The organism is Neorhizobium tomejilense (assembly GCF_964254135.1).
GTDB lineage: Bacteria > Pseudomonadota > Alphaproteobacteria > Rhizobiales > Rhizobiaceae > Neorhizobium > Neorhizobium tomejilense.
The window spans coordinates 970,785-987,575 of sequence record NZ_CAXUSO020000001.1 but is presented as its reverse complement, the minus strand read 5'-3'; the positions used below and the strand labels follow the sequence as shown (position 1 = coordinate 987,575).

Below are 16,791 nucleotides of genomic sequence, written 5' to 3'. Positions count from 1 at the left end.
AACTGAATCCGGCATCCAATCCAAGGCACTGATCTAACAGGATAAGACCATGACAGCGAAAATCTTCATCGATGGCGAACACGGTACCACGGGACTGCAGATCCGCACCCGCATGGCCGGCCGCCGCGACGTCGAATTGCTGTCGATCCCGGAAGCGGAGCGGCGCAACGCCGCCATGCGCGAGGATCTCCTGAACAGCGCCGACGTCGCCATCCTCTGCCTGCCGGACGATGCCTCGCGGGAAGCCGTGACCATGCTTGCCGGCAACAACAAGGTGCGGGTGATCGACACCTCGACCGCCTTCCGCGTCGACCCCTCCTGGGCCTATGGCTTTGCGGAGATGGACAAGGCGCAGGCAGACAAGATCAAGGCCGCCCGGCATGTCGCCAATCCGGGCTGCTACCCGACCGGCGCGATTGCCCTCATCCGGCCGTTGCGCGCCGCCGGCATCCTGCCTGACGGTTATCCGGTCACGGTCAACGCGGTCTCCGGTTATACCGGCGGCGGCAAGCAGATGATCGCGCAGATGGAAGACCAGGCCAGGGAAGACGCCATCTCGGCCAACAACTTTCTCTACGGTCTGAACCTCAAGCACAAGCACGTGCCGGAGATGAAGATCCACGGCCAACTCGACCGTGCGCCGATCTTCTCGCCGTCGGTCGGCCGCTTCGCGCAGGGCATGATCGTGCAGGTGCCGCTCTTCCTCGAAGACCTCAAGGACGGCGCGACGATGGAGAGCATCCACAAGGTGCTGGTCGAGCATTATGCCGGCCAGGATATCGTCACCGTCGTGCCGCTCGAAGAGAGCAAGGCACTTGCCCGCGTCGATGCGGAAGAGCTGGTCGATACCGACACGATGAAGCTCTTCGTGTTCGGCACGCCGGGCGGCGCCTATGTCAACCTGGTGGCCTTGCTCGACAACCTCGGCAAGGGTGCCTCGGGTGCGGCCGTCCAGAACATGGACCTGATGCTTTCGGCCTGATGACCGAAGGCATTCCCTTCCCTTTTTCCTTTCCTGGCGAATGGCGGATCGAAACCGCCAGACAGATAGCCGATACCGTCGTCGGCACAGTCCTTGAAGTGACGCGCGCCGGCGGCGAGATCGATATCGTCAAGATCCTGAAACCGAAGGCATTGGAAGACAGTCTTCGCGGGGCCGATTTCATGGCCTGGCGGGATGGCGTCGGCTGCGTTCGGCTGATCGCGCGTTCGGACGATCTCCTGCTGATGGAACACGCAGGCACGGTGACGCTGCGGGACTATATGGAAACCCATGGGGACGGGCACGCAACCCGGATCGCCGCCGAGGTCCTCGCGGAGTATCATCGGCCGTCCGACATCGCGCCGCCGGCAAGCCTGATGCCGCTTTCCCGCTATTTCAAAAGCCTGTTCGAGAAGGCCGAGGCAGACCGCCGCGACGGTGTTGCCAACCCGTTCATCGAGGCGGCGGAATTGGCGGAAAGGCTGATCGCCGATCAGCGGGACATCAAGCCGCTGCATGGCGACCTGCACCACGAAAACATCATGCTCGGCCCGCGCGGCTGGCTGATCATCGATCCGACCGGATTGATCGGCGATCCGGCGCTGGACGTCGCCAACATGTTTTCCAATCCGCTCGACCGCTTCGACCTCACCCGCGGTGAAGACCGCATTGCCTCCATGGCCGCCGTCTTCGCCGAAACCCTTGGTCGCGACGTTCGCACTATCCTGCAATACGCCTTCGCCTATGGCTGTCTCTCGGCAGCCTGGCATGAAGAAGACGGCAATGCGAAAGACCGCGACGACGAGCTTGCAGTCGCCGCCGCGGTCCGCAGTGTGCTGCAACAGGCTTAAGCGAGCGCCTGCCTCAAACCCAGATGGACGGCGAGCTTCTCGCCGGGGCCATGCACGGCTGCGAAGAGCAGCCCGGCCAGGAAGGTGAAGTGATCGACGAAGAAGCCGAACTCCGCCTGATTGGCTTGCCAATGGCTGGGGCCATGGAAAGCGAAGGCCAGGAAGATGACGTAGGCGCCGGCAAGCAGCGCCGCTTCGGAGAAGAAGGCGCCGGTCAGGAATGCGAGGGCCAGCCCCACCTCGAAGATCGCCGCGATCCAGGCGAGGAACAGCGGGAACGCAAACCCGGCGCCCGAAATGAACCCGGCGGTTGCCTGCATATCTAGAAACTTGAACGTCGTCGCCATGACGAACACGCTGCCGAAGATCAGCCTTGCGACGAGAATTGCGATTGTATTTGCCATAACCCTACCCTCTCCTTGGCCGAAGCCCTTTGAACTATGTCCCAAGGACGGGCGACGGACACTGTGGCCGACATCGGACTGCAGATTTTTCGCAGTAAAAAGGCGGACGGAATTCAATCCGCCCGCCTCTCGCGGATATTTGTCAATGTACGGGCAGATCAGCTCTGCGTGACGATCGCCGTCTCCGGCGGATATTCGCCGACGAAACCGCGCCAATGGGCGACGGCAAAGCCGAGCACGATCAGGGCGGCGGCCTGGTGCGTCAGCGCCAGATCGAGCGGCACCTGCATGACGAGCGTCGAGATGCCGATGACGGCCTGTAGCGTCACCAGCCCGAACAGCAGGACGGAGCGGCGGGCATGGGTCGAGCCGGGGGCCAGCCGGAGAGAGACGATCATGTGCACGAGAGTGGCGGCCCACAGAACATAGGCGCCGCAGCGGTGCACGAACTGTACCGTCTTCGGGTTCTCGAACAGATTGATCCACCAGGGCTGCTGGACGAAGAGGTCGGCCGGGACCAGGGCGCCGTCCATTAGCGGCCAGGTGTTGTAGGAAAGGCCGGCATCCAGCCCCGCCACCAGCGCACCGAGATAGATCTGGAAGAGGACCAGGAAGGCGATCCCGCCGGCTGCCCATTTGGATCTTGCCGTCGGCGGAAGGTCGCGGCTATGCGGCGCCAGCCCGCGCATGATCCAGATGCAGGCGCCGAAGATCAGACAGGCGATGACGAGGTGCGTCGCGAGCCGGTATTGCGAGACGCTGACCAGTTTGGTGAGGCCGGAAGATACCATCCACCAGCCGATGAACCCCTGGAAACCGCCAAGCGCGAGAAGGCCGACCAGCGGACCCCGCAGGCGCTTTTCGATGCGACCGGTGAGCCAGAAGAACATCAGCGGCAGGGCGAAGACCAGGCCGATCGAGCGGGCGAGGAAACGGTGCGCCCATTCCCACCAGAAGATCGACTTGAACTGGTCGACCGTCATGTCCTTGTTGATTTCCTGATATTGCGGAATCCGCTGGTAGAGGCGGAATTCCTCGTCCCATTCCGCAGCCGACAGCGGTGGGATGACGCCGTGGATCGGCTTCCATTCGGTGATCGACAGGCCGGAATCGGTAAGCCGCGTCGCGCCGCCGACCAGGACCAGACAGAACAGCGTGAAAACCACGACGCCGAGCCAGATACGCACGGCCTTGCGGTCGCGCTCGCGGCGCTTGGTGTGGTTCAGGACATCGATGATCACAGCATCGGTTGCCGACATGGGTATGCTCCTGTCGCTCAAGCCAAAAGGACGCTGGTGCACGGCCATGCATCCATCAAGCATTTCGCGTTGCTTTGCCCCATCAACCCATGCAAAACAAGCCCCGGCGCTTTGCGGCATGCGGTCGCGGATAGGAGAAGACGTTTTGGTCCCGCGTTTGAGAAGTTTCATCGGCACCATCCTGATCATCGTTCTGGTGATCTTCTATGCGCTTGCCGCGACGACCTTCGCGACGCTGCTGCTTGCCACTTCGCCATGGTGGGTGCATTTCCTCTACTTCCTGATCAGCGGCCTCCTCTGGATCCTGCCGGCCATGCTGATCATCAAATGGATGGCAGGACCGAAGCCCAAGGGATAACCGGCTTTACCATCGGTTAACCAGCGGCAACGGTTTCGCGGGGCGTGAGGCCGCCGGTAAACCGAATTTTGGTGCCCTCCCCCTATGTTGCCGGCCAAACGGCATCAGCGGGCAAAGCCATGCAGCGGAAGATCCACCACGAAGATCAGGTCGAGGACATGCTCGACGCGCCGAAGGGTCAGAAAACCGTCCGGCTCGCCGAGCTATCGCTCGTTTCGACCGACGATCTCGAATCCGTCGAGGCCGAGTGGCGGCGGCTCGAAGGGCTTGGCAAAAACTCCCTGCATCAGGGTTTCGACTGGTGTCTCGCCTGGGTTCAAGCGCATCGCAGCGAACTTGCGATTATCCAGGGCGTTGTCGATGGCCGCACGCTTTTCATCCTGCCGCTCGAAATCGTGTCGGAACGCCGCGCCCGGATCGCCCGCCTGCTCGGTCACCGGTTCAACAACGTCAATACCGGTCTCTTCGATGCCGAGCTCGCCGCACCCGATGCGGAAGAACTGCAGAATTTCGCCTATGGCCTGAGGCTCGCCCTCTCCGACAAGGCGGATCTGGTCGTTCTCGACAATATCCCGCTCGTCTGGCGGGGCATGCGACATCCGCTGTCCGCATTTGCTTCGATCGAAAACCAGAACCATTCCTTCCAGTTGCCGCTCTTTCAGAATTTCGAGGCGACGCTGGCGCAGCTCAACGCGAAAAGCCGCCGCAAGAAGTTCCGCTCGCAGAGCCGCAAGATCGAGGCGATCGGCGGTTATGACCATTTCATCCCGACGGACCCCGCCGAAAAACATGCCCTGATCGATATCTTTTTCCGCCAGAAAGGCGAGCGTCTGAGACTGTTCGGCCTGCCGGACGTCTTCCAGCTGCCAGGCATCCAGGATTTCTTCCACCGCCTCATGGATGTCCCGGCCAGGGGAACCGATACGCCGCTGATGCTGCATGCCATCCGGCTGCGCGGCGAGCACGAGGGGCATATCGCGGCGATTGCCGGCCTGTCGCGCAAGGGCGATCATGTCATCTGCCAGTTCAGCTCGATCGACGAGACGATCTGCCCGGAGGCGAGCCCCGGCGAGTTGCTGTTCTGGCTGATGATCGAGCAGTCCTGCCGGGAAGGCGCGTCGGTGTTCGATTTCGGCGTCGGCGACCAGCCCTACAAGCGTAACTGGTGCACCCAGGAAACGGTGCAGCACGATATGTTGCTGCCGCTGACCTGGAAGGGTTCGGTGATGCGGCCGTTCCTGATCGGAGTGACCAAGGCGAAGGCGGCGGTCAAGCGCAGCCCTCACCTCTATGCGATGGTGCAACGCTGGCGGTCCCGCCGATGCCCGAAAACGTCGGAAGCCCCCGCCTCCGACGCAGAACCGTCAGCCGAATAGTCAGGCGGCGCGGCGTTTGCCGGGACGTGGCGAATGCCGGCCGGCGGTCTGCGCCATGACCAGCAGGTTGCTGTAACCGGCCGCCTCGAAATCCGTCACCAGTTCGGCGACTTCCTCATCCTTGAAGCCCGGCACCGACAGGACGATCTCCGCCATGGCGTTGCGGGTCAGGCGAGAAATGCCGGCGATCTCAGCCGGGCCGCATTCGATCAGCACCAGGTCATAGGCATCCGCCAGCGCGTCGATGACCATCGACAGGCGATCCACGCCGCGCATGGCACGCGCCGGATCGGAAGCGCCGTGCGGAATGATATGCGCGTCGGAAAGCCGATCCGGATGGATCGCGTCGCCGAAGGCGGTTTCGCCGCAGAGAAGGTCGGTAATGCCGGGCAGTTTCGGATTTTCCACCATCATCTGTGTCGGGGCGGCGGAACCGGTCATGTCGACCAGCACGACGGTGCGGCCGCTCTCGGCAATCTCGCGGGCGAGCATGACGGTCGCTGTCGAACCCTCGTCACCACCCGGTGAAATGGCGATCGCGACTGGCACGTCGTGGCGCTGCAGATAATGCGCGACCGAGCCGATGGTGAAGCCGCTATCGTCGACCTCCGCTACGGCTTCCTCCGCTTCGCTCTCCTTTTCGGCCAGCGACTGTTCGGCGATCTTGGCATAGGCGAGCGCTGCCGCGTTCTTCGCGCTTTCGCGGGCCGGTTCCGGCCGGTCGAAACGGGCGGCCTCGGCCTGCATCTGGTGGACCGGCAGGGGAGCGGCCGCAGCGGCGGGCGCGGATGCGCTAGCTGCCGGCACAATCTCGTCATCGATCTCTCTAACGCTGGACGGACGCAGGGCACGGCCAGAGAAGAGTTCGCTGACGATGACGATCAGGCAGCCGAAAATGAAGGTGGCGAGCGATACGACAATGACGATCGGGATGATCTTCGGGAAATAGGGTTCCGACGGTTCGACGGCTTTCGAGACGACGCGCGCGTCGGCCGGGCTCGAATTGCCCTCGAGGCGGGAGGTCGCCTCGCGGTAACGGGCGAGATAGGTTTCGAGCAGCTGGCGCTGGGCGGCGGCCTCGCGTTCCAGCGCGCGCAGGCCCACTTCTTCTTCGCCCGTCTTGGCGGAATCCGCCTTCAAGCCGTTGAGCTGGCCCATCAACTGGCGCTCGCGGATGCGCGACATCTCGGCTTCGTTTTGAAGGCTCGCGAGGATTTTCTTGGTTTCGCTCTCGATCTGCTGGCGGATGCCGGAAAGCTGGCCGCGCAGGCCTTTCAGCCGCGGATGGCCTTCGAGCAGCGAGGTCGAGGAGTCGGAGATCTGTGCCTGAAGGTTGGCCTCCGCCTCCTTCAGCCGCTGAATGACCTGCGAACCGACGACATCGCTCAGCGTGTCGGAAGCACGGCCGGCCTTCAGGGCGGTGCGGACGTTTTCGGCACGCGCCTCGGCATTCGCCCGCTCGCCGCGGATGCGGGCAAGTTCGGTCGAGATGTCGTTGAGCTGCTGGGTCGAGAAGCTGTTGGTCTCGGTGGTCTGGAACAGGCCGTTGGAGGAGCGGTAATCCGCGACCTTCTTTTCAGCCTCCTTGACCTTGCTGGTCAGGTTGGCGATTTCCGGCTCCAGCCATTTGGCGGTCTCGGAATGAGTGTCGAGCTTGGCGCCGCTCTGGAGCTGGAGATAGACCTCCGCCATCCTGTTCGGGATGTCGGCGGCAAGCTTCGGATCGCGCGAGGAGAACTCGATGGCGATGACGCGCGAATTCTCGACCGCATAGACATCCAGCTTCTCGCGGAATTCCTGGATCACCCGGTCTTCCGGGTCGAGCGACATCGGATCCTGCTTCAGGCCGATCAGGACCAGTGGATCGGGCAGGAGGGACTGCGCGGTCGGATCGAATTCCTTGAGCCTGGCGAGGTTGAGGTCGCGGGCAACGCGCTTGATCAGGTCGGTCGATTGCAGCAGCTGCGCCTGGCTGGTGATGTTGAGCGAGTCCAGCAGCGGGTCGTTGGCCTGTGCGGCCGCGTCCCCTCCCGACAGGTTGGGCGAGCGGGATTCGATCAGGAGCCGCGTCTCGCCCTTGTAGCTTGGCTTCATCAGGGTGGTACCGACAAGGGCCAGCGCTGCCGCGACGACCGTCGCGCCCAATATCCTGCCCTTGCGTTCCCAGACCGCCGATATGACCCGCCCGAGGTCGATGTCCACGTCCTGATTGCCACCGTTTACGCCTGACATGATACGCTCCAACTGATCGGTTTCGGCGAAGAGTAAAGGATCATGGTAACGCGAGGGTTAATGGCCAAGTACAGCGGTGGTACCCCAAGAAAATCCCCAAATTCCCGGCCTCTTTACCGGGCATTAACCCTAACGGATCGATAACGGGGACAGATGGTATGAACAGCCGGAGCCTCGACCGCGGAAATGTCCTTCGCCCCCTTCAAACGCGTGATGGCCAAACAGGTGCTGGCGTTAGCCCTCGCTGCGACGGCGCTTGCCGGCTGCACGAGCTACGCGCCCGCCCCGAAAAGCTTCCAGCAGGCAGCCATGCAGCCGTACAGGCTGGATAGCGGCGACCGGCTGCGCGTCAGCGTCTTCGAGCAGCCCGGCCTCACCAATACCTATACGGTCGACCAGGCCGGTTACATCGCCTTCCCGCTGATCGGCCAGGTGGCTGCCCGCGGCCAGACGCTGCCGGCGCTGGAAGGCTCGATCGCTTCCCGCCTCAAGCAGGGTTACCTGCGCGATCCGGACGTTACCGCCGAGATCGACCGCTATCGTCCCGTCTTCGTCATGGGCGAAGTCGGCCGGCCCGGGCAATATTCCTACGTGCCGGGGATGACCGCCCAGAACGCGATCGCGATCGCCGGCGGCTTCACCTCCCGCGGCAACCAGCGCGATGTCGACGTCACCCGCAAGATCAACGGCCAGGTGATCACCGGCCGCACCGTCATCTCTTCCACGGTGCTTGCCGGCGACACGATCTACGTCCGCGAGCGGCTGTTCTGACCGGTCCATGGCGGAGAGCCCTCCCTTGCGGATACTGCACTGCTTCAGGTCGCCCGTCGGCGGAATCTTCCGCCATGTGCGCGATCTCGTCGAGGAGCATCGGGCGGCCGGCCACGAGGTCGGTATCCTGTGCGACAGTTCGACCGGTGGAGCGCATGAGGACCGGCTGTTCGACAGCATAAGGCCGCTGCTTTCGCTCGGCCTCACCCGCATTCCGATGCGCCGCGCGATCGCCCCTTCCGATTTCGCGGCCATCTACAGGAGTTACAAACATATCAAGAGCTTGCAGCCGGACATCTTGCACGGGCACGGCGCCAAGGGTGGCGCCATTGCCCGGCTGATCGGCTCAGCCCTGCGGGTCAACAGGTATCGCGTAGCCCGCCTCTATTCGCCGCATGGCGGCAGCCTGCATTTCAGCCGGTCGAGCCTTTCCGGCCAGGCCGTGCTGCGGCTGGAACGTTTCCAGGAGCATTTCGGCGACGCTCTCGTCTTCGTCTGCGACTACGAGCGGCACACCTACGAGGCCAAGGTCGGCAAGCCGCGCAAGGTGTCGCGGGTGATCTACAACGGCATCAAGGATGCCGAGTTCGAGCCGATTGCCACCGACCCTGCGGCACCGCATTTCCTCTATATCGGCATGCTGCGCGACCTCAAGGGACCGGACGTCTTCATCGACGCCTTCGCCCGCACCGAAAGGGCGGTCGGTCATCCGCTTTCGGCCCTGATGGTCGGCGATGGCCCGGATCGCGACCGCTACGAGGCGATGATGGCCGAGCGCGGGCTTGGCCGCCGCATCCAGATGAAGCCGGCCATGCCGGCGCGCGACGCGTTCGCCATGGCGAAGATCGTCGTCGTCCCCTCCCGTGCCGAGGCGATGCCCTATATCGTGCTCGAGGCGCTGGCGGCCGGCAAGCCGGTGATCGCCTCGCGGGTCGGCGGCATTCCGGAAGTGCTCGGCGACACCAGTGAAGCCCTTGCCATTCCCGGCGACGCCGCGGACCTCGCCTGCGTCATGACGCAAGCGGTCACGACGCCCGGCTGGCAGGATGCGGTGATGCCGAAACCGGAAGCCTTCAAGGCGGTGTTTTCCGCCTCGGTCATGGCCCGCGAGATGCTCGGCCTGTATCAAGACCTGACAGGTTCGAAGCCGGATCCGGGGCGCGGCTAAAGGCTTCCTTCACCTCTTTTTGGTAAGCGTTTCCCATTGCTTCCAGTGTCGCCGGGGCTTCTAACGCCGCCGGGCCCGGAAGACCAAAGGGATCGGTCCATGAACCAGCCGAACAAGTCCGAGCAGTTCGATGTCGAAAGCCTTCGCAAGAAGGTTTCGGAACTCCGTGCAGCCGACGAAAAGCACGATCCGGCGAACGCCACGGTGCTCAATCCGTTTGCCCGCCAGATCGCCGAGCAGTTCCGCAACGACAGCTATTCGCCGACGATGCTGATCGGCCTGTTCCGGCTGTTCGAGCTCGTGGCCATGCTCGCGATCGGACTTGGTGTCGGGGCGCTTTTCGCGCCGATCGATCTTAGCGCCTTTCTCGCCCGTTTCGCGCTTATCGCCTGGGGCTCGACACTCACGGTCCTGCTTCTGCAGGTGGCCGACACCTATCAGATCCCGTCGCTGCGCGGCGCCTCGCGCGCCGCCAAGCGGGTCTTCGTCGGCTGGACGATCGGTTTCCTGCTGACCGCATCGACCCTCTATCTGGTCGAACCCAAGCCCTATCCGCTTGCCGGCCTTTTCGCCTGGTTGGTCACCGGCGCCTCTTTCCTGTTCCTCGAACGGCAGCTCACGGCCTTTGCCATCCGTCACTGGGGTCGCAACGGCGTGATGGAACGCCGCGCCATCATCGTCGGCGGCGGTGAGCCGGCGAAACAGCTCGTCCGCCAGCTCGAACAGCAACCCGACAACGACATCCGCATCTGCGGCATTTTCGACGACCGCAACAGCGAACGTTCGCCGACCGTCGTTGCCGGCTATCCGAAGCTCGGGACCTTCGCGGAACTCATCGAATTCGCCCGCCTCGCCCGCATCGACATGCTGATCATAGCGCTGCCGGCGACCGCCGAGGCCCGCATCCTGCAGCTGCTTCGCAAGCTCTGGGTGCTGCCGGTCGATATCCGCCTTGCCGCCCACGCCAATCGCCTGCGTTTCCGCCCCCGCTCCTATTCGCATGTGGGCGCCGTGCCGATGTTCGACATTTTCGACAAGCCGATCCGCGACTGGGACTCGGTCGCCAAGCGCGTCTTCGACATCGTCTTTTCGGTGGTCGGCCTCCTCCTTACCTGGCCGATCATGCTGGCCGCGGCAATTGCCGTGAAGGCGACCTCGAAGGGGCCGATCCTGTTCCGCCAGAAGCGCCACGGCTTCAACAACGAAATCATCGACGTCCTGAAGTTCCGTTCGATGTACACCGACCTCGGCGACCAGACGGCAGTCAAGGCCGTCACCAAGGGTGACCCGCGCGTCACCCCGGTCGGCCGATTCCTGCGCAAATCCTCGATCGACGAACTGCCGCAGCTGTTCAACGTGCTGCGCGGCCAGCTTTCGCTCGTTGGCCCCCGCCCGCATGCGGTGCTCGCCCAGACGGGAACGCGCAAATATGTCGACGTGGTCGAGAGCTATTTCGCCCGCCACCGCGTCAAGCCGGGCGTCACCGGCTGGGCGCAGATCAATGGCTTGCGCGGCGAACTCGACAGCGACGAGAAGATCCGTGCCCGCACGGCCTACGACCTCGACTATATCGAGAACTGGTCGCTGCTCTTCGATCTCAAGATCCTGTTCCTGACGCCGATCCGGCTTCTCAACACGGACAACGCCTATTGAGCACGCTCGACTATAGCCGGCCAGGCAGCCACCCAACGGGTTTCGACAGCCGCCTTGCCGCTATGAAGCTGGCCGGTTCCGGCCTGATCGCCTTTGGCGTCTTCCTGTCCGGCTTCGTCATTTCCGAGCCTGCCCCTTACGAACTGATCATGGTGATCCAGATCGGCATCTGGTTCCTGCTCGGCCTGAAGATATCGCGTACCGTCGCGCCGCTTCTCGTGATGCTGCTGACGTTCAACATGAGCGGCCTGTTCTCGATGTTCATCATGAAGGACATGAGCGGGGCGCCGATGTATTTCGCCGTCTCCACCTTCCTGGCCCTGAGTTCGGTGTTTTACGCGGCGATCATCGAGAACGACCACCGGCGCCTCAACCTGATCTTCAAGGCCTGGGTGGCGGCGGCAATCATCACCTCACTGCTCGGCGTTCTCGGCTATTTCAACGCCTTTCCGGGCTCGCATGTGTTCACCCGCTACAATCGCGCCATGGGCGCCTTCCAGGACCCGAACGTCTTCGGTCCCTATCTCGTCGCCCCCCTCCTCTACCTTCTCTACCGGTTGCTCACCGGACCGCTGATGAAGGCGCCGCTGCTGATCGCCGGCATCCTTGTCCTGGCGCTCGGCATCTTCCTCTCCTTCTCGCGCGCCGCCTGGGGCCTTCTCATATTTGCCGGCATCGCTTTGGTGATCGTCATGCTCCTCAAGGAACGCACGACCGCCTTCCGGTTCAAGATCCTGGCGATCGCGGGCGGAGCCGCGATCTTCCTTGTCCTCGCCCTTGCGATCGCGCTGCAGTTCCCGCAGGTCTCCGACCTGTTCACGAACCGCGCCAAGCTGGTGCAGGACTATGACGGAGCCCGGCTTGGCCGTTTCGAGCGCCACAAGATCGGCTTCCTGATGGCCATGGAACGGCCGCTCGGGCTAGGCCCGATGGCCTTTGGCAAGATCTTTGGCGAGGACGAGCACAATATCTGGCTGAAGACGCTGACCACCTATGGCTGGCTCGGCGCGATCACCTATCAGATCATGATCTGGTCGACGCTGTGGTTCGGCTTCCGCTACATGCTGCGCGAACGCCCGTGGCAGGCCTATCTGATGGTCGCCTGGGTGATGATATTGGGCCATGCAATCATCGGCAACGTCATCGACACCGACCACTGGCGGCATTTCTACCTCCTGCTCGGCATCGTCTGGGGCTGCATGGCGCTGGAACACCGCTTCATCCGGTCGCAGCGGCGACCACCCGCGCGCAGGACCGCTTGACTTTGCCGCCTGGCGCTCCAGATTTTCTAGAATGCTGACGGTCTCTCAACTCCGCGCTGCACGCGCGATGACAGGAATGACGGTGGAGGAACTCGCCGCCGCATCCGGGCTTTCCAAATCCGCCATCGAAGAGGCCGAAGCCTCCCAGGTCTTCGCAAATGCCGGTGTCACCGATCGGCTCCGTTCGATCTTCGAGTCGAAGGGCGTGTTGTTCCTCGGTGCCGGACAGGACGATGCCGGCGCCGGGCCGGGGTTGAGGCTGCGTCAGCAGTTTCATGACGAGGGAATCCGCCCCCAGAACCTCAACGCCGCAAACGACGACTGATATTTGCCGCGACGCGGGAACTCTTTGAGATTTCACGCATTTCCCGGCTGCTTGACAACACGCGAGCGGTTGTGAGTGACGCGCGCCAACAATCTCTATCTCATTAACGGCACTTTACCTGTCGCCTTCGTCGGCGTCGGTTTTTACGTCAATCGCGAAGAGACCAAGCCGAAAGGCGTCGAGCTCGGCATCGGCCAGAATGGTATTAAAGCCCAAGAGAAGTGAGGGTTCGTTAGAGGATACATTATTAACGATAGAAGCTCAGAGTTGTCCGGAACAAAATTTGCTCGGCGGATTTAGGTTCAGACAAACAAGAAAAGGGGATACTTATGTCTACGCATATGAATCTCGAGGATATCGACAGTAAAGGCTTGAAGAAAGTCTGGAGCGTTGCCGAGTTCGCAAAGCGCTATCGTATCGATCACGAGGAAGAAACCCGCCTTCTGAAACTTCTCGGACCCTTTGCGTCCCAGCAGGAACTTTTGATGAATGCAAGCCGGGCGCCGCGTTTTCGCTAAGCATTCGCATAGATACCGCAGCTAATCTTTTAGCCCGCCTTCAAGCCGAAGTTTCCAGCATGCGTAGCTTCGTTCTACATCTAAAATTACCTTCCGCAGGAACCTCTGCAATCCCCTTGTATTTGGCCTCCAGGAACCAATTGCCGCCCGAGCGGTTAGCCGCGGCTGCAGCCCCGGCGAGGCCCGTGCCGCTGCCCGCGACGAAGGCTTTCGCGACGCCCAGGTCGTCCGCGTGACGAGCCGCAGCGTCACCGTCGAGGGCTTCACGCGCAACGGACCGGACCGCATCACTTTCGCAAACCGCCGCGGCTGTCCCGAAATCTGACCTATCGCCGAGGCTGATTGGTCCATTGCCCCCGAAAGCCGCGCCCGAACTCGGGACCCGGCTTTTGTGTTCATCGGCGCACTCTTATGCCGGCCATCCTCTTTTTCTTCCGATCGAGGGATTTTGAGCTTGCGCCGCGATAGCGGAGCGACTAGGGAAAACATGCTCATTGAGCAGGTCGGGGCGTAGCGCAGCCCGGTAGCGCACTTGACTGGGGGTCAAGGGGTCGTCGGTTCAAATCCGGCCGCCCCGACCAATTATCCCCTTGAAATCTCAGTCAAAATCGGATGATTTGACGTTCTTCCCCGGAGGGGAAAAAACGGAACAAAAGCCGCTCAAAATGCGAAGTTCGAGGCATCAAATCCCGGAAAAGTCCCGAACGTCATTCCAAAATGTCCGCCGTTCGCGCTAGAAACGCGCGCCCCCAGCCTGCTAAAGCAATCTTGAAGCTATTAACGCGGGATCGGCGGAGAGTTCGGCACGAGGACGTTCCGCCGCGAGGCATTCTACCCTGCCGTTTACTTTAACAGTCGTAGGGTTGACACTGCTAGAGCATTGCGATGATACGTTGTGTTCCTCCCCCTTGTTAACGATTGCTTGTTGACTTATATGGCAACATTAGAAGAATTAGAAACGGCCGGCGTCCTTAAGAGAGTCAGAATCCGGATTGCCTTGCCGGATCGGGAGAGACGGTCCCTTTGGGTAATGCCGGCGGTGGAAAACTGGATCCGAAAAGAGCTGAAAGAACTTGTGGCTTTTGAACCAACGGATATCTCCCCGGAGCTCCAAGCGCGCGGTCTATTTAAGATGTTTATTGCAGGAGAGGCTTTGTCGGAGGGAGAAGAATTTCGTCTCATGCGGCCCATGGAGCACGACGTGTATGAGCTAAGGAGCGCCGATTTACGCTTCTTTGGCTGGTTCTACAGACCATCAGTTTTTATCGCAGTGGCCGCAGACACCATGGAGCGCGTACACACTATCTCGGGTTTATCTTCCGGATATCGAAACGCAGTCTCCGCGGCGCGTGCCAGTATCAATCTTGATCCGCCCAAGTACATCGAAGGAGCGAGCATTCGCCATGTCTTTTCTATTTGAGCTTGATCCAAAGGACGAAGCCGTCGCTGACCTTGTCGCCGAGGTCGGAAAGAAGCTGCAGCGCACGGTCAATCTGCGTGGCCTCACACAAAATGAGATAGCCCAACGGCTTGAAGTCGACCGCTCGCGCGTCAACCGTTGCCTATCTGGCTTCAACAATCTCACACTAAAAAGCTTGGCAGAACTTACGTGGGCGATGAATAGCAAAATTAGGTTTGAAATAGAGCTGAACGAAGAGGAGCAGGTCCAGGCAGCCGACGAAACTCGTGTAAACGTAGTCGCTTTGGCAGGGTGGCAGGGGGCTAGTCAGCAACAATCTGCGGTGCCCGATCTCGCCATGCTTAGGAAGGCATTCGGCTAATGCAAATCGATGTTGTATTTTGTGATTTAATCCGCACGGAGGTCAACGGAAAGCAGCTGCTGATCGGTGTCTACCCGGGAGACGTCATTATGGCGACTCATATCCCCGGCCCAATCCACGTGGCGGCATGGGCTCGGGTACGCGAGCTACCGGTGGGTAAACACCAGTTTGAGATATCTTTTTTTTCGCCACAGGATTCGGTCAGGACTGCCGCCAGCTTTAACGGAACGATAGAAGTCGCATTTGCAGGAATGATTTCAACCATCCATGCTGGGCCGGCGGTGATTCACGTTGACGAGATCGGCTTCATTAATGTGCAACTGAAAGTCACGACTGCTCAGGGGCGGATCATAGGCGATCAGTTTGCGGGGAAAATCTTTGTCGGCAAGGTTCCCTGAGGAATCTCATCGCCCTCCGGGCGGCTCGGCCATAAATCAATGGAGCCCAAAAAGAAGCCCGCCGGAGCGGGCAAGTTTGGTGAAAGTGGGAGGCCGAGGGAACAGGCGTAAGGAGACGCGCTATGACTGACCTCCGCGTTAGACGCCCATCCGGTCACACATTCGGGCCTGAAGGCGCAATGGAAGAAGTTGCGCAAGGACGCAGAACCGGGACTTCCCCATGCGATCTACCCACCCCACCGGATTGGCAGGGCGGGCTTAAGGTTTTCATCCGGTTCCACGACGGATATCAGTAGGGCGAATAGCACTGCTGGCGCGGGCCGTAATAGGGCTGGAACGTGTTGTCATAGGCCCTGTAGGACCGGTAGCGGGCGTAGCACCAGTTCACGTGCGAATTGCCGCCGACATAACGCCGAGGCGGGTAGTAGCGCGGTGCGTATCTCGGTGTGTAGCGCGGCTGGGCCAGCGCTCCGCCGATGATCGCGCCAAGTGCAAGCCCCCCGATGATCGCACCGGCATCCGGGCCACGGCGGTGGCGGCGGTAATGCCGATCGCCATAATAGCGGTCGCGGTAATAACGACGCCCTTCCCAGCGGTCACGGTCGCGCCAATAATATTGCACCTGCTGGATATCCTGAGATCTCTCGATGCGCGGTGCGCTGATCGACGGAAACGCCTGGGCGGGAGCGACGCCGCTAAAAGCCGTAATCAGGGACAGAATGGCGACGGCGAGCTTTTTTTTCATAATTCACCTCCTCTGATTTTCCTTATGAAGAAATGATCCTCCATTTCTCCTGAACCAGAGGTGAATGGTAAATTTTGCTTAACGTTGGCGTGCGTTGAGTTAGCGAACCTGATCCAAGAGGCGCTTGCATTCCAAAAGGTCGAAGAGCGCTTCCTGCAGCAAGGCACGGTCTTCCTTGCCGATGCTGGACTTGCCGATCGACACTTCCATGTCGTCCTCGTGCGAGGAGCCAAACCCGAAAAAGCGACCGCTCGGCTTCACCTTGGGGCGGCCGACGATCTGATCCTCTTCGGCCGTGCTGATCTTCGGCTCGGCCTGCTTTTCGCTATTTGCCGCCATGATTGCTTCCATCGTGGCGAGATCGCCTGAGGCAATCGCAGAGACGAACTTGTTGCCGTTCGTCTTCAGGAGCTTCTGCACGCCCTTAATGGTGTAACCGTGATCGTAGAGCAGGTGGCGGATGCCCTTCAGGAGATCGACGTCCTCGGGCCGGTAATAACGCCGCCCGCCGCCGCGCTTCATCGGCCGGATCTGCGGAAAACGCGTTTCCCAGAAGCGCAGCACATGCTGCGGCAGGTCGAGGTCGTCGGCGACCTCGCTGATCGTACGAAAGGCGTCCGGGCTCTTCTCCAAAGTTCATACTCCAAACGGCAGGCTGCCCATGCCCCAAGGGCAGACTCATAGCCTCCGATACATGGGCGAATTATG

At 61.4% G+C, this 16,791-nt stretch carries 19 protein-coding genes and 1 tRNA gene; 15 read left to right on the top strand and 5 right to left on the bottom strand.

Features of this window, described 5'->3' with window-relative positions; all coding sequences use genetic code 11:
* The first annotated feature begins 49 nt into the window (after positions 1 to 49).
* The gene (argC, locus tag ACSQ3G_RS05170) at positions 50 to 982 is read left to right on the top strand and encodes an N-acetyl-gamma-glutamyl-phosphate reductase (RefSeq protein ID WP_436109289.1); all 933 of its coding nucleotides are present in this window, start codon (positions 50 to 52) and stop codon (positions 980 to 982) included.
* The gene (locus ACSQ3G_RS05165; RefSeq protein ID WP_436109288.1) at positions 982 to 1,833 is read left to right on the top strand and encodes an aminoglycoside phosphotransferase family protein; all 852 of its coding nucleotides are present in this window, start codon (positions 982 to 984) and stop codon (positions 1,831 to 1,833) included. The genes argC and ACSQ3G_RS05165 overlap by 1 nt, the downstream gene beginning before the upstream one ends.
* On the opposite strand, the gene ACSQ3G_RS05160 is transcribed toward ACSQ3G_RS05165, so the two are convergent.
* Positions 1,830 to 2,237, bottom strand: coding sequence for a DoxX family protein (locus tag ACSQ3G_RS05160; protein WP_436109287.1), 408 nt, complete (start codon positions 2,235 to 2,237; stop codon positions 1,830 to 1,832). The genes ACSQ3G_RS05165 and ACSQ3G_RS05160 overlap by 4 nt on opposite strands.
* A 158-nt stretch (positions 2,238 to 2,395) precedes the next feature.
* Positions 2,396 to 3,496, bottom strand: a complete 1,101-nt coding sequence (locus ACSQ3G_RS05155; protein ID WP_436109286.1) for a COX15/CtaA family protein — start codon at positions 3,494 to 3,496, stop codon at positions 2,396 to 2,398.
* A 145-nt stretch (positions 3,497 to 3,641) separates the two neighbouring features.
* Here ACSQ3G_RS05155 and ACSQ3G_RS05150 point away from each other — a divergent pair, with 145 nt between their 5' ends.
* Together ACSQ3G_RS05150 and ACSQ3G_RS05145 are read left to right on the top strand one after the other, a co-directional pair.
* Positions 3,642 to 3,854, top strand: a complete 213-nt coding sequence (locus ACSQ3G_RS05150; RefSeq protein ID WP_046667802.1) for a DUF2842 domain-containing protein — start codon at positions 3,642 to 3,644, stop codon at positions 3,852 to 3,854.
* 119 nt (positions 3,855 to 3,973) lie between these two features.
* Positions 3,974 to 5,230, top strand: a complete 1,257-nt coding sequence (locus tag ACSQ3G_RS05145) for a GNAT family N-acetyltransferase (RefSeq protein ID WP_436109285.1) — start codon at positions 3,974 to 3,976, stop codon at positions 5,228 to 5,230.
* On the opposite strand, the gene ACSQ3G_RS05140 is transcribed toward ACSQ3G_RS05145, so the two are convergent.
* Positions 5,231 to 7,462: a GumC family protein gene (locus ACSQ3G_RS05140; RefSeq protein WP_436109284.1), complete on the bottom strand. Its 2,232-nt coding sequence runs from the start codon at positions 7,460 to 7,462 to the stop codon at positions 5,231 to 5,233.
* A 213-nt stretch (positions 7,463 to 7,675) separates the two neighbouring features.
* Between ACSQ3G_RS05140 and ACSQ3G_RS05135 the strand changes: the two genes are divergently transcribed.
* From ACSQ3G_RS05135 to ACSQ3G_RS05085, 11 genes are all read left to right on the top strand, one after another.
* Positions 7,676 to 8,233, top strand: coding sequence for a polysaccharide biosynthesis/export family protein (locus ACSQ3G_RS05135; RefSeq protein ID WP_172717254.1), 558 nt, complete (start codon positions 7,676 to 7,678; stop codon positions 8,231 to 8,233).
* Between the two features lie 7 nt (positions 8,234 to 8,240).
* Positions 8,241 to 9,401, top strand: coding sequence for a glycosyltransferase family 4 protein (locus ACSQ3G_RS05130; RefSeq protein WP_436109283.1), 1,161 nt, complete (start codon positions 8,241 to 8,243; stop codon positions 9,399 to 9,401).
* Positions 9,402 to 9,500: 99 nt separating this feature from the next.
* Positions 9,501 to 11,054: an undecaprenyl-phosphate glucose phosphotransferase gene (locus ACSQ3G_RS05125; RefSeq protein ID WP_436109282.1), complete on the top strand. Its 1,554-nt coding sequence runs from the start codon at positions 9,501 to 9,503 to the stop codon at positions 11,052 to 11,054.
* A complete protein-coding gene (locus tag ACSQ3G_RS05120; RefSeq protein WP_436109281.1) occupies positions 11,051 to 12,316 on the top strand; it encodes an O-antigen ligase family protein in 1,266 nt (421 codons plus the stop codon). The genes ACSQ3G_RS05125 and ACSQ3G_RS05120 overlap by 4 nt, the downstream gene beginning before the upstream one ends.
* 31 nt (positions 12,317 to 12,347) lie before the next feature.
* Positions 12,348 to 12,641: a helix-turn-helix domain-containing protein gene (locus tag ACSQ3G_RS05115; RefSeq protein WP_172724202.1), complete on the top strand. Its 294-nt coding sequence runs from the start codon at positions 12,348 to 12,350 to the stop codon at positions 12,639 to 12,641.
* A 75-nt stretch (positions 12,642 to 12,716) separates the two neighbouring features.
* Positions 12,717 to 12,866, top strand: a complete 150-nt coding sequence (locus ACSQ3G_RS05110; protein ID WP_436109280.1) for a hypothetical protein — start codon at positions 12,717 to 12,719, stop codon at positions 12,864 to 12,866.
* A 104-nt stretch (positions 12,867 to 12,970) separates the two neighbouring features.
* Entirely contained in the window at positions 12,971 to 13,159 is a 189-nt protein-coding gene (locus ACSQ3G_RS05105; protein ID WP_038585561.1) for a hypothetical protein, read from the top strand.
* Between the two features lie 504 nt (positions 13,160 to 13,663).
* Positions 13,664 to 13,740, top strand: a tRNA-Pro gene (locus ACSQ3G_RS05100).
* A gap of 344 nt (positions 13,741 to 14,084) precedes the next feature.
* On the top strand, positions 14,085 to 14,579 hold the full coding sequence (locus tag ACSQ3G_RS05095; protein ID WP_436109279.1) for a hypothetical protein: 495 nt from the start codon (positions 14,085 to 14,087) through the stop codon (positions 14,577 to 14,579).
* Positions 14,563 to 14,940: a helix-turn-helix domain-containing protein gene (locus tag ACSQ3G_RS05090; protein ID WP_436109278.1), complete on the top strand. Its 378-nt coding sequence runs from the start codon at positions 14,563 to 14,565 to the stop codon at positions 14,938 to 14,940. The genes ACSQ3G_RS05095 and ACSQ3G_RS05090 overlap by 17 nt, the downstream gene beginning before the upstream one ends.
* Positions 14,940 to 15,338, top strand: a complete 399-nt coding sequence (locus ACSQ3G_RS05085; protein ID WP_436109277.1) for a hypothetical protein — start codon at positions 14,940 to 14,942, stop codon at positions 15,336 to 15,338. Before ACSQ3G_RS05090 ends, ACSQ3G_RS05085 begins: the two co-directional genes overlap by 1 nt.
* 289 nt (positions 15,339 to 15,627) lie before the next feature.
* On the opposite strand, the gene ACSQ3G_RS05080 is transcribed toward ACSQ3G_RS05085, so the two are convergent.
* Together ACSQ3G_RS05080 and ACSQ3G_RS05075 are read right to left on the bottom strand one after the other, a co-directional pair.
* Entirely contained in the window at positions 15,628 to 16,083 is a 456-nt protein-coding gene (locus ACSQ3G_RS05080; RefSeq protein ID WP_436109276.1) for a BA14K family protein, read from the bottom strand.
* A 99-nt stretch (positions 16,084 to 16,182) separates the two neighbouring features.
* Entirely contained in the window at positions 16,183 to 16,716 is a 534-nt protein-coding gene (locus ACSQ3G_RS05075) for a MerR family transcriptional regulator (protein ID WP_436109275.1), read from the bottom strand.
* Positions 16,717 to 16,791 lie beyond the last annotated feature (75 nt).

Bases quoted from the DNA above. Each gene is read 5' to 3' on its own strand.
- argC (WP_436109289.1), top strand. From the start codon at position 50: ATGACAGCGAAAATCTTCATCGATGGCGAACACGGTACCACGGGACTG.
- ACSQ3G_RS05165 (WP_436109288.1), top strand. From the start codon at position 982: ATGACCGAAGGCATTCCCTTCCCTTTTTCCTTTCCTGGCGAATGGCGG.
- ACSQ3G_RS05160 (WP_436109287.1), bottom strand. From the start codon at position 2,237: ATGGCAAATACAATCGCAATTCTCGTCGCAAGGCTGATCTTCGGCAGC.
- ACSQ3G_RS05155 (WP_436109286.1), bottom strand. From the start codon at position 3,496: ATGTCGGCAACCGATGCTGTGATCATCGATGTCCTGAACCACACCAAG.
- ACSQ3G_RS05145 (WP_436109285.1), top strand. From the start codon at position 3,974: ATGCAGCGGAAGATCCACCACGAAGATCAGGTCGAGGACATGCTCGAC.
- ACSQ3G_RS05140 (WP_436109284.1), bottom strand. From the start codon at position 7,462: ATGTCAGGCGTAAACGGTGGCAATCAGGACGTGGACATCGACCTCGGG.
- ACSQ3G_RS05135 (WP_172717254.1), top strand. From the start codon at position 7,676: ATGGCCAAACAGGTGCTGGCGTTAGCCCTCGCTGCGACGGCGCTTGCC.
- ACSQ3G_RS05130 (WP_436109283.1), top strand. From the start codon at position 8,241: ATGGCGGAGAGCCCTCCCTTGCGGATACTGCACTGCTTCAGGTCGCCC.
- ACSQ3G_RS05125 (WP_436109282.1), top strand. From the start codon at position 9,501: ATGAACCAGCCGAACAAGTCCGAGCAGTTCGATGTCGAAAGCCTTCGC.
- ACSQ3G_RS05115 (WP_172724202.1), top strand. From the start codon at position 12,348: ATGCTGACGGTCTCTCAACTCCGCGCTGCACGCGCGATGACAGGAATG.
- ACSQ3G_RS05105 (WP_038585561.1), top strand. From the start codon at position 12,971: ATGTCTACGCATATGAATCTCGAGGATATCGACAGTAAAGGCTTGAAG.
- ACSQ3G_RS05090 (WP_436109278.1), top strand. From the start codon at position 14,563: ATGTCTTTTCTATTTGAGCTTGATCCAAAGGACGAAGCCGTCGCTGAC.
- ACSQ3G_RS05085 (WP_436109277.1), top strand. From the start codon at position 14,940: ATGCAAATCGATGTTGTATTTTGTGATTTAATCCGCACGGAGGTCAAC.
- ACSQ3G_RS05080 (WP_436109276.1), bottom strand. From the start codon at position 16,083: ATGAAAAAAAAGCTCGCCGTCGCCATTCTGTCCCTGATTACGGCTTTT.